Annotated in this window: 17 protein-coding genes; 7 read left to right on the forward strand and 10 right to left on the reverse strand. The window is 36.8% G+C overall.

The window, feature by feature from the left end:
• Window positions 1-224 precede the first annotated feature (224 nt).
• Together NSQ08_RS24840 and NSQ08_RS24845 are read left to right on the forward strand one after the other, a co-directional pair.
• Window positions 225-1,103: a cell wall-binding protein EntA gene (locus NSQ08_RS24840; RefSeq protein ID WP_002129985.1), complete on the forward strand. Its 879-nt coding sequence runs from the start codon at window positions 225-227 to the stop codon at window positions 1,101-1,103.
• An 85-nt stretch (window positions 1,104-1,188) separates the two neighbouring features.
• Window positions 1,189-1,491, forward strand: coding sequence for a DUF3910 family protein (locus NSQ08_RS24845; RefSeq protein WP_002034795.1), 303 nt, complete (start codon window positions 1,189-1,191; stop codon window positions 1,489-1,491).
• Between the two features lie 194 nt (window positions 1,492-1,685).
• Here NSQ08_RS24845 and NSQ08_RS24850 read toward each other — a convergent pair whose 3' ends face one another.
• The 3 genes from NSQ08_RS24850 to NSQ08_RS24860 are packed head-to-tail and all read right to left on the reverse strand — an operon-like array spanning window position 1,686 to window position 5,126.
• Window positions 1,686-3,065 (reverse strand): zinc ribbon domain-containing protein, encoded by a 1,380-nt coding sequence (locus NSQ08_RS24850; RefSeq protein ID WP_002143798.1) that lies wholly within the window; start codon window positions 3,063-3,065, stop codon window positions 1,686-1,688.
• Between the two features lie 13 nt (window positions 3,066-3,078).
• Complete coding sequence (locus NSQ08_RS24855) at window positions 3,079-4,632, reverse strand: zinc ribbon domain-containing protein (protein ID WP_002143799.1); 1,554 nt, start codon at window positions 4,630-4,632, stop codon at window positions 3,079-3,081.
• Between the two features lie 5 nt (window positions 4,633-4,637).
• Window positions 4,638-5,126, reverse strand: a complete 489-nt coding sequence (locus NSQ08_RS24860) for a zinc ribbon domain-containing protein (RefSeq protein WP_002016260.1) — start codon at window positions 5,124-5,126, stop codon at window positions 4,638-4,640.
• A gap of 158 nt (window positions 5,127-5,284) precedes the next feature.
• Between NSQ08_RS24860 and NSQ08_RS24865 the strand changes: the two genes are divergently transcribed.
• Both NSQ08_RS24865 and NSQ08_RS24870 read left to right on the forward strand, forming a co-directional pair.
• On the forward strand, window positions 5,285-6,904 hold the full coding sequence (locus tag NSQ08_RS24865) for an SWIM zinc finger family protein (RefSeq protein ID WP_340779488.1): 1,620 nt from the start codon (window positions 5,285-5,287) through the stop codon (window positions 6,902-6,904).
• Entirely contained in the window at window positions 6,888-9,644 is a 2,757-nt protein-coding gene (locus tag NSQ08_RS24870; protein WP_340779490.1) for a DEAD/DEAH box helicase, read from the forward strand. Before NSQ08_RS24865 ends, NSQ08_RS24870 begins: the two co-directional genes overlap by 17 nt.
• A gap of 99 nt (window positions 9,645-9,743) precedes the next feature.
• Here the strand turns inward: NSQ08_RS24870 and NSQ08_RS24875 are convergent, their stop codons facing one another.
• A complete protein-coding gene (locus NSQ08_RS24875) occupies window positions 9,744-10,229 on the reverse strand; it encodes a VanZ family protein (protein ID WP_002034802.1) in 486 nt (161 codons plus the stop codon).
• A 111-nt stretch (window positions 10,230-10,340) separates the two neighbouring features.
• Here NSQ08_RS24875 and NSQ08_RS24880 point away from each other — a divergent pair, with 111 nt between their 5' ends.
• Both NSQ08_RS24880 and NSQ08_RS24885 read left to right on the forward strand, forming a co-directional pair.
• Window positions 10,341-10,565: a DUF1659 domain-containing protein gene (locus tag NSQ08_RS24880; RefSeq protein ID WP_002016256.1), complete on the forward strand. Its 225-nt coding sequence runs from the start codon at window positions 10,341-10,343 to the stop codon at window positions 10,563-10,565.
• A 21-nt stretch (window positions 10,566-10,586) separates the two neighbouring features.
• Complete coding sequence (locus NSQ08_RS24885; protein WP_002034804.1) at window positions 10,587-10,802, forward strand: DUF2922 domain-containing protein; 216 nt, start codon at window positions 10,587-10,589, stop codon at window positions 10,800-10,802.
• A 20-nt stretch (window positions 10,803-10,822) separates the two neighbouring features.
• Here NSQ08_RS24885 and NSQ08_RS24890 read toward each other — a convergent pair whose 3' ends face one another.
• Complete coding sequence (locus NSQ08_RS24890; RefSeq protein WP_002034805.1) at window positions 10,823-11,221, reverse strand: DUF4359 domain-containing protein; 399 nt, start codon at window positions 11,219-11,221, stop codon at window positions 10,823-10,825.
• A 194-nt stretch (window positions 11,222-11,415) separates the two neighbouring features.
• Between NSQ08_RS24890 and NSQ08_RS24895 the strand changes: the two genes are divergently transcribed.
• Complete coding sequence (locus NSQ08_RS24895) at window positions 11,416-11,892, forward strand: competence protein ComK (RefSeq protein WP_044439437.1); 477 nt, start codon at window positions 11,416-11,418, stop codon at window positions 11,890-11,892.
• Window positions 11,893-11,980: 88 nt separating this feature from the next.
• Here NSQ08_RS24895 and NSQ08_RS24900 read toward each other — a convergent pair whose 3' ends face one another.
• The 5 genes from NSQ08_RS24900 to NSQ08_RS24920 all read right to left on the reverse strand — a co-directional run bounded on the left by NSQ08_RS24900 (window position 11,981) and on the right by NSQ08_RS24920 (window position 16,537).
• Window positions 11,981-12,451, reverse strand: a complete 471-nt coding sequence (locus NSQ08_RS24900) for a sigma-70 family RNA polymerase sigma factor (RefSeq protein WP_085312824.1) — start codon at window positions 12,449-12,451, stop codon at window positions 11,981-11,983.
• Window positions 12,452-12,668: 217 nt separating this feature from the next.
• Window positions 12,669-13,349: a Yip1 family protein gene (locus NSQ08_RS24905; protein ID WP_061688705.1), complete on the reverse strand. Its 681-nt coding sequence runs from the start codon at window positions 13,347-13,349 to the stop codon at window positions 12,669-12,671.
• Between the two features lie 127 nt (window positions 13,350-13,476).
• Complete coding sequence (locus NSQ08_RS24910; RefSeq protein WP_002089681.1) at window positions 13,477-14,679, reverse strand: ABC transporter permease; 1,203 nt, start codon at window positions 14,677-14,679, stop codon at window positions 13,477-13,479.
• On the reverse strand, window positions 14,676-15,356 hold the full coding sequence (locus NSQ08_RS24915) for an ABC transporter ATP-binding protein (RefSeq protein WP_016121077.1): 681 nt from the start codon (window positions 15,354-15,356) through the stop codon (window positions 14,676-14,678). The genes NSQ08_RS24910 and NSQ08_RS24915 overlap by 4 nt, the downstream gene beginning before the upstream one ends.
• Window positions 15,353-16,537, reverse strand: coding sequence for an efflux RND transporter periplasmic adaptor subunit (locus NSQ08_RS24920; RefSeq protein ID WP_098167550.1), 1,185 nt, complete (start codon window positions 16,535-16,537; stop codon window positions 15,353-15,355). The genes NSQ08_RS24915 and NSQ08_RS24920 overlap by 4 nt, the downstream gene beginning before the upstream one ends.
• Between the last annotated feature and the right edge of the window lie 317 nt (window positions 16,538-16,854).

Genomic DNA, 16,854 nt, shown 5'->3' on the forward strand with positions numbered 1-16,854 from the left:
TAATATTTTTATTTACACCGAAAAAAATATGTTGTATTAAATATTTTGAATATAACTAGAAACCTACTAATTATATGGAATGAAAAACGCTTTCCTCTCATTCTAGCTATATTACAAAGTGTTAACGACTTATTACGAATGGTTTGTAATTGTGTGTTTTCCCAAAATCCGAAAAAATCTGTTGCTATAATGAGGACACGAAAACAAACGCAATGGAGGCTATCATGAAAAAATTAATTGGAATAGCAACAGCAGCAGTTTTTGGTCTTGGGATTTTCACCGCATCTGCTAATGCAGAAACTGTTGTAAAAACAGACGTACTAAACGTACGAGAAAACCCTACTACTGAATCAAAAGTTGTCGGTAAATTACAGAATGGTCATAAATTAGATGTTCTAAATACAGAAAACGGATGGTCACAAATCAAATTAGATGGTAAAGACGCATTCGTAAGTGCAGAGTTTACAAAGAACTCTTACTATGTAACAGCTAACGTATTAAATGTACGTGCTGAAGCGAACACAAACTCAGAAATTCTTGGAACGCTTAAGAAAGACGATATGATCGAAACAACGAACCAAGTACAAAATGAGTGGTTACAATTTGAATATAACGGGAAAACAGCTTATGTTCACGTTCCTTTCTTAACAGGTACAGCACCTGTTATCGAGAAACAAGAACAACCTGCTCCTGCTAAAACTGTAGCACCTGCTAAAGCTCAAGCACCTGCAGCACAAGCAAAACCAGCTGCTAAGCCTGCTGTGAAAGCTGCTGAGACTAGCACACCTTCTGGTGGTCGTGAGTTAACAGTTGTAGCTACGGCATATACAGCTCACCCAAGTGAAAACGGTGGCACATACGGCGGCCGTGTATTAACTGCAATGGGTCATGACTTAACAGCGAACCCAAACATGAAAATGATCGCTGTTGACCCGAAAGTAATCCCATTAGGATCTAAAGTATGGGTAGAAGGTTACGGAGAAGCTATCGCTGGAGATACTGGCGGTGCAATTAAAGGTAACCGTATCGACATCCTACTTGGATCAGATAGCGCTGCTCAAAAATGGGGACGCAAAACTGTTAAAGTGAAAATTTTAAAATAACCAATGACTGCTAAATTACAGCCGGTTCTCTTTATTGAGAGCTGGCTTTTATTTTTTATATAATACATATAAGGAGGTGACGTCCATGAATTTACAAGCTAAGGTAGACTGGGTCGGTACACCAAAGCCGTACATATATAAAGATGATGTAACATATGATGCAATCGCAATTGACTTCTCACTAACAAACGATGACAATCGCTATAAATTAATTGTGCTCAAGTCTGAAGAAAATACACATTACAAACTCGTACAATACGGAATAAAACCAGGCTCTCAAAAACCATTCCCTATTGATATTCCATTCGAGCAAGAAATGCTACCGCTCATAAAGCAAATATTAAATGATCCATATGTACAAGCGATATTAAAGGAAGCCCGCTTCTAATTGCAAAAAAGGATATCACCTAGTAGGATTTTCCAACTAGGTGATATCCTTTTTACTTTCCCTTCATGAACACGAGTAGAGAAAATTATATCAACGGTTCAACATGGAATATCGATTTACCGACAAAGATTGACAATAACGGCAAGCTACCTAAAGAAAGAGGCTGTTCAAAATTGAACAGCCTCTTTCTTATATTAACGAGTCGGACCAGATACTTCCTCTGATTTCAGCGTATTATTCGCTCCAAGAGAATGGTACAATATCTTTCCATTTCCATTAACAGTAACGATATGGTCATTATTAAAGCTCTTGAATTTTACAGAGCCGTCACCGTAACGAATATGATATTCTTCATATGTCGTTACTTTATATTTCGTTGCACTTTGACGTTCTACATTGCGAATATTCATTGTCAATAAATCTTCTGTAATTCCTTTTTTGTGTAGATATTGTAAGTAATCACGGTCTTCCTTATACGATTTCCCGCTCTTATCATAATCATTTTCAATTAAACTAAAATCGTTTAATGCAATTGCACGCACGTTATTATAAATATGATTTTGTACAAAATCTCCAACCGCTGAACTAGAAGCTTCTTTTGGGAACTTTAAGTAATATGTACTTTGATCTCCAACTTTAATACTTTCAGATTTCATCACACCAAATTCAGCGTTTTTCTCTAAATGTACTTCTACCGTTTCATCCGTTGGTACAGGACCAAGTTTATAACTTCCGTAATTTAACTTTCCACGTTTCTTGCCATTAACAAATACCGTTGCATCGTTTTCATCAGACGAAATGGTTACATAATTTCCTTCAAGTGATAAATTCACTTCTACTGTCCCATTCTTTTCATCTGCTAAATCCACTTCTTTTTCTGTCTCTAATTCAGCAAGTTCCGTCTTCGCCTTTGCCTTTACAACATAAGCACCCGGGAAGTATGGACCTAATTCTTTCGAAGTTTTGTCACTAGAAAGCTCTGTTTCTTTTTTATCATTCACATATATTTCAGCATTCTTTGCAGTTGTGCTAACATTCATGTAATACGACTTCATGCTGAACTTATACTTCGGATACAAGAACCATTCTTTCCCGTCTTCTATAATTTTCCCATCTTTAAAAGATGCTTTATCACTTGCTAACTTTTGATCTACTGTCTCTCTTTGCAAATATGATAACAGTTCTTTATTATAAGAAGGATTCTCTTTTAAATAACGGATATACGCCTTAATATCTTCTGTCTTAACCTTTAAGGTTGGATCGTCTACTTTCAAAATCTCATCGATTGCATTCACATCTTTATTTTGGAATGCTTCAATCATTGCATTTACTTGCTTTTCCTTCGAAAACTTGCTAGCACCGAATTTATATGCGCCAAACAAAATAGCAAAAACAATGACAAAACCTATAAGTAAAAACATGTTCTTCTTACTTTTCACTGACTTTGTTTCTCTCCGCATTTCTGAGTGAGAAGAAGCTGTTTGATCAGCAATTTCTTCTACTTTACTTCCGCAATCAGGACAAAAGTTCAAATGATCCGCAACTTGTTTATTGCATGTTCCACAAAACTTCAAGTATTTCTCCCCCTTATTTTTTTACTAATTTCATACCCGCGAATGTTAATACGTAAGAAATAAGAAAACTACCTACTATTAAATATAGCGTGTTACTTTGAATAGATAATATCGGTCCAGAAATTCCAGCGAACTCCTTCATAATTTCCTTACTTCCTGAAGCTGTAATATGAATTTTTGCTAATCCATTTACACAAAGCATCATCACTGTATAAACAGCGCTAAACACTGCTATAGTTACGTACATATTTCGCATACGATATTGAGCCAATTTCATTCCAGCCCTAACTAGTAGAATACATGGTAGAAGAATTAATAATCCCCACCAATGTAAATATGAATTAAAATCATCAATATCTTTTATACGATCAGCACTAGCACCATTAGCGATTTCCAGGTCTTTTAAAGACGTACCCTGTATTGATATGCCTGACATATACGATACATGCAGCGGCCCTTTTTCGACTGAATATCTATGCATTTCTCTCTCCATATTCCCCCACTCAATTTCAGTTGGAGAAAGGTGGGCCATATTCCACATGAAAGGTGTTGCTTCTAAAGAAAGTAATACTTTATACGCCTTCTCTGGAAAATCAATTGGACCCATTGATTTTGAACTACTAAATAAAATCGTAATAAGTATAATACCAAATGTAATAAGTAGTCCTTTCAAAACAGTCACTATACTATAATAAATAGACGTTACATACGGGACAAACTGACTAGTAGAAGAAAGCATACGATGTGGTCCTACTTCAATACTCATACCAATAAAGCTGAATAATAGGCCAAATATAATACCAAACAATAAACTAACAACATGAGAATATACAACATCAATAGTCATCGTTTGATAGAAATAAGAAATAGATGTAGAAGAACTTGCCATAAAGCTTACAATACATAAGAAAATACCGTATATCATGCCAATTACACATGATGTCATGAACTTCTCTCGCCAACTAATTGAAGGTTTTTTTCTTTCAACAAAAAATCCACTTCCACCTAATATAAGTGCGGGAATAGTTACCAAGATGAATAATGGGATATGAAGAAGGAATGACATCGTGTATGCCCCGCTCCCGCTAATTTCAATACCTATTAAATGACACATTAAAATTAATGGTGCTATACCAATAAATGATTGATTAATGGTATTCATATTCAACATACCATCCGTATTTCTAACCGCTGTCTCCACTACATCATTTATAGCAGAATCTATTATTAAACTGCCAATGAAGCCTGCAATGAACATACATACAATTGCAAAAGCACCACCGAATAATCCTTTTTTCAGCATACTTCCTGATGCATTTACATGTAATTGCGCTCCTGCATTTGGTAATTTCATGTTCGATTCTTTTTGGGCGACTCCTAATAAAGAATCACCGCATTTCTCACAATATGTAGCATATTCTTTACTTTCCTGTCCACATGTTCGGCAATACTTCGAAGATTGCGGGACTAACATAACATGGCTATCTATACTATCCGTACTTGAGCCGTCATGTGTACAATAGTTTACTGCCTCAGGCTGTTCTAAACCGCAAATTTTACAATACATGTTCCTCACTCCTTACTTTGCTTCATACCACATGCTGGACAGAATGTGGCTTCCGTTGCAATTTGTTCACCACATGAAGAACATGCTTCTTTTTCAATATTTTTTGATTGAAGGAGTAACTCATTTTCTTTACCGCACTGCCCGCAAAATTTATCATTTAATGATAATGGACCACCGCAACTACACTGTCCTTTTTGTTCTTGTCTCTGTAAATTAGAAATTTGTCTGCGCGTGTTATAAATAGCAACATCAAGCTCTTGCACTGGTGCTACAATAGCTTTCAACAAATCTACTCGAACTTCATCATCACGAAGTTGCATATATACCGTTTGACCAAGTTCAAGTAAAATTTCAGTTTTTTCTTGTAACTTCTCTTGTGTAATCTTCTTTAATTGCGCCATTTCCTGTGCTACTTGCAACTTCATCTTGCCTTGCTCAATTCCCTCTTGCAACTTATTCATGCCATTACCAAACTTCGATTGTAAATCTGACAAACAAATTCTCTCCTTTTAATTACATAGTAATATACAAAATTAACATTATATATATTACCATGATTTTCTAATTGTGTAATTAGAATTTCATTTTTTCTGTTTTGAGCATTTTTTGTTTATAATGGTAAAGGAAAGAAATCTGTGTACGGAGGAATATTATGCTGCAAGACTCAATTACGAAAGATGAAATTATGATGATTGCGAATGAGTTCGTTCAAGGGCTTGATCCACAGCAAGTTGCTGATCAAGAGCATGTCGCTACAGCTCGGCAACTATATCGTAGTGGTGTTGTCTATAACGTTGACTTTGATGGCTATACGCTATCCGGAACTGTAAATGCTGAAGGCAGTGTATATAGTGTTCACATTCCGATTCGTAATGTCACTGAAAGCTATTGCGATTGCTTCGCGCCAACGCAATGTCAGCATATGCTTGCTGTGTTACTATCTGCAGCTTCTAGTTTTGGGCAAGTAGGAGATGTATTAACTTTATTCAAAAATAATACAAAACCTTCTCTTCCTCCTATTCGAACTGCACGACAAGTATTGCAATCATCAGCTTTTGAAGAAATGGATTATAAAAGTTGGCAAACATACTTTGAAAATGAATATGAATCATTTAAAAAAGAACAAGCGCGGCTCACTTATAAACAAATGTATTTTCTTATGAGTCTTTTTACAGACTTCTATACAAAATTAGAACGGAAAGCTCCGCGCATCGTTGCTATTCATGAATTATTTAAGTTGCACGCGGCACTTTATTGCTTTCAAAAATTATTAGAAGAAATTCAAGAATTTGAAGCAAACAAACTATATTCTTATCACCAACCAGTTAACGTCGTTCGCCTATTCGTTGATAAAGTTGAATCTACCGTTAGGGACCTAAAAACAGAGGCGATTCCAGAAGAATCCAAACCAATTTTAGAAGAAACAGCGCGGCTCATACATGAATCATTCTTCTCTACCGATGCCTATACACAAGAGCGATTCTTCATTTATCGTCACGTATGGGGTGAACTGTTAAGAACAGAGGAGCAGCTACAAGAAGAAAAAAAACGAATCGATACTAAAATCAATCCACTTTCCAAAGCATTAGCATCTTCTCACCTGCTCTTTTTAAACGGTGAAGATGTATCGGCAATGGAATTACTGGAAAAACAGCCTTCTTCTGTTGTGAGCCTTTACTTCTATTGGTTAGAAGAGTTATTAAGTGCGATGGAGTGGGACCGCGGGAAAAACTGGCTTTCCTTTACTTATAAACAAGTAAAAGAAACGATAACGGAACAAGAAAATACCGTCTTCATACAAGATATCGTTCGATTATTTGTGATGATGTATGAGACATATGCAACGCATACGAATGAACAAGCGGGATTAGAAATGATTTTACAAGAACTATTACCGTATAGTTTCACAAATTATGAACAATATGTACTTGCGAAGAAACAATACCATGCATGGACGGAACTTCAGCTCTTATATGGATTCGAAGTAATCGAACTTTTGAAAGAACCATTGAAAGATATTGAAAAAGAAGCGCCCGAAGCAGCACTTCCTCTTTATCACCATGCCGCAATGGAAGCAATTGAAGAGCGAAATCGCAAATCATATAAACGTGCCGTTCGTTACTTAAAGAAATTACGTATGCTTTATAAACGACTGAAGCGAACTGATGAATGGGATGCTTTCATTATTCATATCGCTAACTTACATTCACGTCTGCGTGCACTACAAGAGGAATTACGGAGAGGAAAATTAATCGATGATCATACAAACTGAAGTAACAATTAGGCTCCAGCACGTTAGTCAAGGTTGGTTCCTTTGGGGAGAAGATGATAGCGGTACGCTCTTATCCGTAGCAACTTGGAAAAAAAATGCATTCGCATGGCACTCTACTTCTTTCTACGGAACGTTTTTAAAAGAAGCAACGTATGAGGGAAAACAAGGCGTTATGTTAACGAATGCACAGGCATTTGAATACATCGCAAATAAACCGATGAATTCATTTGCAAATATGCAAATGAACGGTCCTATTACGGCACTTACAAAGGACGCAAGTGAATTATGGGACGCTTTCGTCAGCGGCAGCTTCGCACCTGACATGAAGCATTGGTCTCAGCAGCCATCTTGGAAAGTTCAGAATACCTCAATTGAAGATGACATGTTAGCATCTCTTTTCTCTGCCGCTGTGAACGAAAGTATTTTGCAAGATGCTCGCTCAAATGACGGATGGGAAGATGCAAAGAGACTATACGAACATTACGACTTTACGAAAAGGCAATTGGAAGCAGCACTACATGAAGAGGATTGGCTTCGAAAAATTGGTTACATTGAAGATGATCTTCCATTTACAGTCGGCTTAAGACTACAAGAACCGCAAGAAGAACTTGAAATGTGGAAGCTTGAAACAATCGTTACACCAAAACGTGGTGCACATCGCATATATGTATATGAAAGTATCGATTCCTTACCAAAACGATGGCACGATTACGAAGAACGGATCCTTGAAACACAAGAAGGATTCAGTAAGCTCGTACCGTGGCTAAAAGAGGACGACAAGTTCCGAGAAGAACTCTTTGAAACGGAAGCTTGGAACTTCTTAACCGAAGCAAGTAATGAATTACTGGCAGCAGGTATTACAATTTTACTACCATCATGGTGGCAAAATTTAAAAGCAACAAAACCGAGGTTGCGTGTACAGCTGAAGCAAAGTACAGCACAAACACAGTCTTTCTTCGGCATGAATACGCTCGTTAATTTCGACTGGCGCATTTCAACGGACGGAATTGATTTATCAGAAAGCGAATTTTTCGAACTCGTTGAACAAAACAAACGTCTTTTCAATTTAAATGGTCAATGGATGAGACTTGATCCTGCCTTTATTGAAGAAGTAAAAAAACTAATGCACCGTGCCGATAAATATGGACTTGAAATGAAAGATGTGTTGCAGCAACATTTATCTAATACGGCAGAAACAGAAATTGTAGAAGACGATAGTCCGTTTACCGATATTGAAATCGAGCTAGATGGATATTACGAAGAGCTTTTCCAAAAACTTCTACACATTGGAGATATTCCAAAAGTAGATGTACCATCTTCGCTACAAGCAACACTCCGCCCGTATCAACAACACGGTGTTGAGTGGTTACTATACTTACGAAAGCTTGGATTTGGAGCGTTATTAGCCGATGATATGGGACTCGGAAAAAGTATTCAAACGATAACTTACTTACTATACGCTAAAGAAAACAATCTCCAAACAGGTCCTGCATTAATTGTGGCACCAACATCAGTCCTTGGAAATTGGCAAAAAGAATTTGAGCGTTTCGCACCAAGCTTACGTGTTCAGTTACACTATGGAAGTAACCGATCTAAGGATGAGTCATTTAAAGATTTTCTTCAATCAGCAGATGTTATATTAACTTCTTATGCATTAGCTCAGCTTGATGAAGAAGAACTTAGTACGTTATGCTGGGACGCTGTTATTTTAGACGAAGCACAAAATATAAAAAACCCACATACGAAACAGTCGAAAGCAGTAAGAAACCTACAAGCAAGTCACAAAATTGCTTTAACCGGTACACCGATGGAAAACCGACTTGCTGAGCTTTGGTCTATTTTCGACTTTATCAATCACGGGTATCTCGGAAGCTTAGGACAATTCCAGCGCCGCTTCGTCACACCGATTGAAAAGGACCGCGATGAAGGAAAAATCCAGCAAGTTCAGCGGTTTATCTCGCCATTTTTACTGCGTCGTACGAAGAAAGATCAAACGGTCGCATTAAACTTACCAGATAAACAAGAACAGAAAGCTTATTGTCCACTAACTGGCGAACAAGCTTCCTTATATGAACAACTTGTTCAAGATACATTACAAAATGTAGAAGGATTAAGCGGAATTGAAAGACGCGGATTTATATTACTTATGCTGAACAAGCTAAAACAAATTTGTAATCACCCAGCCCTTTATTTGAAAGAAGAAGAACCACAAAATATCGTCGAGCGCTCTATGAAAACAAAAACGGTAATGGAGCTCATCGAAAATATAAAAGACCAAAATGAAAGTTGCTTAATCTTCACTCAGTACATTGGCATGGGGAACATGCTAAAAAGTATGTTAGAAGAAACATTCGGTCAGCGCGTCCTCTTCTTAAACGGGAGCGTACCGAAGAAAGAGCGTGACAAGATGATTGAGCAGTTCCAAAACGGAACGTATGACATCTTCATCTTATCGTTAAAGGCTGGCGGAACAGGATTAAACTTAACTGCCGCCAACCATGTTATTCACTATGACCGTTGGTGGAATCCAGCTGTAGAAAACCAAGCAACAGACCGTGCTTATCGCATCGGTCAAAAACGCTTCGTTCACGTTCATAAGCTTATTACAACGGGAACACTTGAAGAGAAGATTGATGAAATGTTAGAACGAAAACAATCATTAAATAACGCCGTCATTACAAGCGATAGTTGGATGACCGAACTATCAACCGACGAACTAAAAGAATTACTTGGCGTATAAAGTGAAGGCTTTTACGGGCAGTTAATGCGGGATAAGATGGATATTTCTATTCCCACAAATAGCGGGATAAATGAAAAAGGAGCAAATCTCTAACTGAGATTAGCTCCTTTTTCTATTCCAAAACCAATTGCTTATTATAATTCCTGTTAACCCGCCGCACGTATCAAGCAATGAATCTTGCCACATCGGTGTACGGTCTCCCGTAAACCATTGATGAATTTCATCAAATGTTGCATACCCCGCAACGAAAAGGAGGGCGTATGCAAAGCACCTTTTTCTCGAATAACCCGATCGATGAAAAGCATAATACGTCAATGAACCGAGCATAAAGAACACCATAAAATGAGCACCTTTACGAAGGAAAAACTCAACAAATCCACCTACACCTTTATTTGCGATACTAACAGGTGTACCTCCCCCATAATCGATAGATACCCATGAAAAATGCTCTTTCACAAACTCAACATTTATATATTGCTCAATATCCGAGCGCATATCCTGTTTTTTATATGGCTGTGCTGAAGAATAGAAAATAATCCCCATCCATAGTAATACAGGAATCCAAAATAACCATTTACGATTCATTCTCCCGAAAACCCCTCTCTTAGTCTTTTAAGAGTACCAAAAAAAAGAAAAAATTTCACGCCAAAACATGACATTTACACCCTATTTATAAAGTGAAAGGGGGTGATAAACATGGCAGTTGAAACAATCGTAATGGATTTAACTTTACGCCTTGTATTAAACGGAGGATTAGACAAAAACGGTAAAACAGTTTTTAAGAACAAACAATTCAAACGTGTGAAAACAAATGCAGATTTAGGAAAAGTACATGAAGTAGCACGTGCTCTTGCTTCACTACAACAATCATCACTTCACGCTGTACAACTTGTAAGCACGTCAGATCTTTCTAATCTATAATTAAAAAGGAGGGAATAAAGCATGCAAGTACTAGAGTTAATTTTCGTGAAAGAAGATGGAAAAACAGTTGCCTTTTCTATCGAAAATCCCATCACACCAGTAAATGAACTAGTCGTAAATCAAGTAATGGATACCATTCTTTCTTCATCTGTATTTTCATCAATTAGTGAAAATACTCGTAAAAAAGGGGCTCGCCTCATAGAAAAAAACGTATCTGAAGTTCAGATTACTCCGTAAATCAAAAAGACGAATCTGCATTATTTTGCAGATTCGTCTTTTTTCTTCGGCATTTCAATTGGAATAAAGATGTTTGAAAAACCAACACAAACATACTTATAATTCTCTCCGCCTAAATCAAACTCTGTCGTATATGTTGAGAAGAAAATATAATCATTTCGCTTTGTATAATGCTCAATTAATAATCCAACTTGTGGTTCAACATACTTATTTGCCAATTTTTTTCCCGCCGATGCTAAGTCGCCAAGTATACCCTCTTTGTTTTCTTTCTCAACCTCTTCTAGCTTCTTACTCACATCATTACGCTTCATAAATTGTTTTGCTGCCCAATCCGTATATTCTCCCTTACCCGGATTACTGTTTGCTAAATAAACTAAGAGAACAACAGCTAGAGCCATAATAATATACTTTTTCTTCATGCTATATCACCGCCTACTCTTTTCTATTTTCATATATATGTACAAGCGATGCAAATTAGAAAGACTATCATCTATTGATTGTAAACGAACCGTAAAAATTTACAATACGAAACAAAAGATTAATAATAATTTTACATAATTTGTATATAATTATATTCAGAATAACAATTTTTATAAGGGAGGATTTTAGAATCATGGATAATGAGAATGATATTTTTATTTCTAGTTCTACAATGATGCTCGAACCTTGCAAACACCCTTATTACCGGACAAAAATTATCGACAGTAGCGGAAACCCTCTGTACTCTTGCCAAACAGCTATCCAACTCATAAAGAAATCTTGTCTAACACATGTTCATTCTACTTATCAAGGTAGACGTCATGCAGTCCAAATAAACTTTAAGCTCAAACAAAATGTTCCAATTCCGATTAATCACAAAGAATATATTTGCGTTTTCCCAACAGAATCTCCTTCTTCTCCAAGCTGCATTTGGTTGTTCTATAACCATATAGATGAGATAGAGTTTTCCAAAAAAACTAACAAAGCTAACATTCATTTTTTTAACGGAACTACCATAACAATACAAATAGGTTCTCATAAGTTACAGCAACAATTTTTCAAATCTGGACATGTATTATCCCGAATGAACATGAAAGATTCATTACCTTAAAAAACCTCTTGCCACATTTACTGCCTTAAAGTAAATAGAATGGAACGCAATATTTCCTTTGCTTTGCCTTCCATTCTACTTATTATTCTTATCCCCTTACACTATCTCTCATTTTCTCAAGTGCTTGTCGATATACCCATCTCACTTGATAGTACGTCATCCCCATTTCAGAAGCTATCTCTCCCATATTTTTCCCTGTAAAAAATCGCTCTGAAATGATATGCCTCTCCCTCTCATCTAACACACTCATAAAGTCCTTCGCCCTCGTTCCAGCATCTTCACACTCAAATCGTTCCTCATACTCGTCCGTGCATACATAGCGCTCTTGCACTACGCATTCTTTCTTCAACCTCTCCAATATATAACCACGTACTGTTACAACCGCATAAGCAGGAAAACTCCCTTTCTCCTCCTCATACCTTTCATACGCATGCCAAAGACCAATTAAACCACATTGATAATACTCTTCATACTCCTGGTAAATATTTAACCTCTTTATTTGATTTACAATCATACCTTCATACAAAACAACCGTATCTGCAAAAGTCGCTGGCTTCACACAGTGCCCGTTTCTAAAAGGTATACCTCTTCAGTATTCCGCGGTACCTCTACAATATAAAATGAGAAAGGAAATTTCATTGTGGGTAATTTCAAATACTGCTGCCGTAATTTGAAATTACACTAGGCAGTATTTGAAATTCTAATAGGGGTATTTGAAATAGGAGTAAAAATAAAAAAGGTGACTCTCGGAAGAGTCACCTTTTCAAAACAACATGTTATGCGCCAAAATCAGAGAACATACCGCCTAACATACTAAAGCCAATTGTAAGGATAAAGAATATAGAAATTAAAATTATTGCTTGTTTTTTACTTAAACCAGCAACGATATGCAAGCCTAAGCCAGTTAAAATTAGGCTCCAAATGTTAAAGACTTCAAATGCAGAACCAATGCCATATGCAATTGTTCCTTGTTCAAATAAAGGCCCTAAACTTGTATATTTATCAGCGCCATTTCCACCAAGAATATATCCTAAAGCTACATTGAGAAGACTACCAACATAAAAGACAACATTGGCATATATATAAATAGATAATATCTTCATATATGGAGTATCATTGCTCATAAACATCATAATAACTTTATAAAATCCTGCTACCACAAAAAGACCAACAGCTGTTCCAACTAGACCTCCAAAAGCCCCAAATCCAAGTGTAGTCCATTTCATTATCCCCGTCGTATCATCCTTAACCAACTTCGCCAGCTCCGGAGTATTAAGTAATCCTAAATAAGCTACCGCTGCTGATAAGATTGTCCCCATTAAAAGAAATAAGAAAAATCCTCCCCAGACCGGGCTTTTCGTCTTCATTCTCTCAAACTGTAAACCAGGAGAAGTAATCATTCCAAATAATGATGGCTTCTCCCCTTCAACCTTTTGCGTATTCAAATTCGCTTCCATTATAACGCCTCCTTCTATTTATATAACCCGTTCTAACGGGCGGTTCACATCCTCATTTAGAGGCTACGAACCGCCCACTAGAACGGTAATGTGCATTAGAGAGTTTTCTCTCTAATACACTAGTAAATTACTCATAACGAAGTGCTTCGATCGGATCTAACTTCGCAGCTTTGTTTGCTGGAATTAATCCGAAGATAATACCTAGTGTCATAGAGAACAATACGCCCCCAACGACAACTTCCCATGAAACGAGCGGTGGCCACTTCGCAAATGTGGAAACGATATATGCCCCACCATACCCAAGACCAATTCCGATTAAACCACCTAGAAGCGTTAACATAACTGCTTCAATTAAAAACTGTAATAAAATTTTACTACGTGTTGCTCCAAGTGCCTTACGCACCCCAATTTCACGTGTACGCTCTGTTACAGATACGAGCATGATATTCATAACGCCAATACCACCAACGACTAGTGAAATACCAGCGATACCGCCGATGATCATCGTCATGATATTAGTAACTTTAGAAACATTTTCTTGGAACTCTTTTAAATTCACCAGTTCATATTTACCTGGAATTTCACTTGGCTTACGACTATTTAATACATCAACAGCTTGTTTCCCTGCTGATTCTAAATTGTCTACATTTTTAGATTGAATTGCTATACTTTGAATCTCATCTGTTCCGTATAAAACAGGCCATAAAGTAAGGGGAATTAACGCTTCTTCCATTTCAAATCCCATAAACTCATTATCAGATGTATACACACCAATAATTTGCATTGGCTGCCCCTTCATCTCAATAATTTGTCCCACTGGGTTTACGTCCTTAAATAACGTCTCTTCTGTTTTTGTACTAATCATCACAACGTTATTTGCATGAGAAATATCGGATTCATTTAAAGTACGTCCCTTTACGACCTTTACTTTATTAACCGCAAAATATTCATTATCAAGACCAATAACATTTAGATTTGCTTTTTTATCATTTACATCAAGTACCTCTGAATTCTGGTTTGTCGTAATAACGTGTGAAACATCTTTCACTTGTTTTACTTCCAAAATATCCTCTTCAGTTAACTTCGGTATTTGAAATCCACCTATAGCAAACTCATCATTAATATCTGGTTTAAATTGAATTGGCATAAGGTTATTACCACCAGAACCTGCGAATTTCGACTTCAGCATCGCTTCCCCGCCTTGCCCAATTGCAACGACAGTAATAATTGAGCCAACGCCGATAATAATACCGAGCATCGTAAGAGCTGAACGCAGTTTATGAGCTAAAATAGAAGATAGGGCAATTTTTATACTATCTAGTAAACTCATACTGCACACCTTCTATCTTCTGTAATTTTCCCATCTCGCAGTACAATGCGGCGGGAAGAATACGCTGCTACCTCTTCTTCATGCGTAACCATAACAATCGTCGTACCTTCTGCATTTAGCTTCGTGAAAATATCCATAACTTGTGCACCAGACTTCGTATCAAGTGCACCTGTCGGCTCATCGGCCATAATAAACGTTGGATTATTTGCAATCGATCTCGCAATCGCTACACGTTGCTTCTGTCCACCTGATAACTCACTAGGCAAATGATGGACTCTATCTGATAATCCAACTTTCCCAAGCGCTTCAAGGGCTCTCTGACGACGCTCTGCTTTCTTCACCCCACCATAGATGAGCGGAAGTTCAACGTTTTCCACTGCGGAAAGACGCGGCAGCAAATTAAAGTGCTGGAACACAAAGCCGATATATTCATTACGAATTAAAGCTAGTTTTGACTCGTCTGCTGTTAAGATATTCACATCATTCAACATATATTCACCTTCTGTTGGACGATCTAAACAACCGATAATATTCATAAGCGTTGATTTACCAGAACCAGACGGTCCCATAATAGAAACGAACTCACCGCTTTGAATTGTTAAACTAATACCATGTAAAATCGGCACTGCCAATTTTCCTTGATAATATGTTTTAGCAATATTATTTAACGTAATCATTTCTCTTTCACTTCCATTCCGTCATACACGTCGTCGGAAGGATTTTTAACCACCTTTTGCCCCACTGTTGCGCCTTCAACAATCTCTGTCCAGTCTCCATCAGTAGAACCTTTTTTCACATTTTGTTTACGAAGCTTTCCTTTCTCTTCAATATAAACAAATGCATCTTCGCCTTTTTCTACAATGCTCTTACTTGGAACAGCAATCATCGTCTTATTCTCTAAATTTACTTGCAGAGAAACGTGATAACCTGGAGATAAACCATCTTGGCTATCAAGACTTGCTTTATATGTATATTGAGACATATTTTGAGTTCCCTCACCAGCAGCTTGAGCCATCTCTGCACTCGTTGGGAATTCACTTACTTCCGTAATCTTACCTGTCCACTTCTTCTTATTATTTGCTTTCGCAGTTACAGTGAACGTTTGATCTTTTTGAATTTGTGACTTTTGAAGCTCTGTTAAAGTCCCTTGAACCTGGAACGGGTCTTTAGAAGCAACTTGTAAAAATGCTTTCCCTTGACCACCTAATGCCTGAGATGAACTTTGCGCTGCATCCTTATCTAACTTCTGTACAACACCAGTAAAATTACTATAAATCGTAAGTTCTTTCTGTTTTTTACTTAACTCTTCTTTTTGTAACTTCCCTTTTTCTTTCTCAAGGTCAGTTGTTTTCTGAGCCATTTCTAACTCACTCACTTGCTCTTCCATTGGGTCTGTTACTTCTTTCCCAGCCCCACTATCTTTTACCTTCTTAATTTCTTTCTTCAATGAATCAATCTTCTTTTTCCCTTGATCGTAACGCATATCAGCCATCTTCTGATCAAGATCAGCTTGCTTCATTTGAAGATTAATTTCTTCATTATCATAAGAGAATAGTTTCGTTCCTTTTTCTACCTCTTGTCCTTCTTTCACTGCAATATCTTTCACTTTTCCTTTAGTCGGATCCGCATAGAAACTTTCAATATTTCCTGGCTTCACTTGACCAGAAATTAATTTCGTATTATTAAGCTTACGCTCTGTCACTTTCTCAAAACTTACAGCATCTGTCTTCGCCGTACCTTTCTTCTTACCTTGCATAACAAAAATATTAACTGCTGCTACAATAACAATTAGTGCAATAACTCCGATGATAATCCATTTCTTCTTCTTGTTTGGAGTACGAACCGTATTTGGTAACATATTCTCTCTCCTTTTATATCTTAATAGTTTAATAGATATTTAATTGTATAAAACTTTCGGAAAATTGCATCCCCACTTACATTGTTACACTCATTTTACAAAGTTTTACACAATCATTTATATTGTAACAAAAATACCAATGATTAGAAATATGACATTCTATCTTTTAAGATAGTTTTAAGGAAAAGAAAAATCCAATTTAAATTAGTTTTTTTGTATTTAGATGATACATTTTCATCTTACACAACATCAATTTCATGCTCCCTCCTTTACTAAAGAACTTCCTACTAATTTGAATTATTAAACTAAATTCCCCA

The sequence above is a fragment of the Bacillus sp. FSL E2-8887 genome (assembly GCF_038007205.1).
Classification (GTDB): domain Bacteria; phylum Bacillota; class Bacilli; order Bacillales; family Bacillaceae_G; genus Bacillus_A; species Bacillus_A mycoides.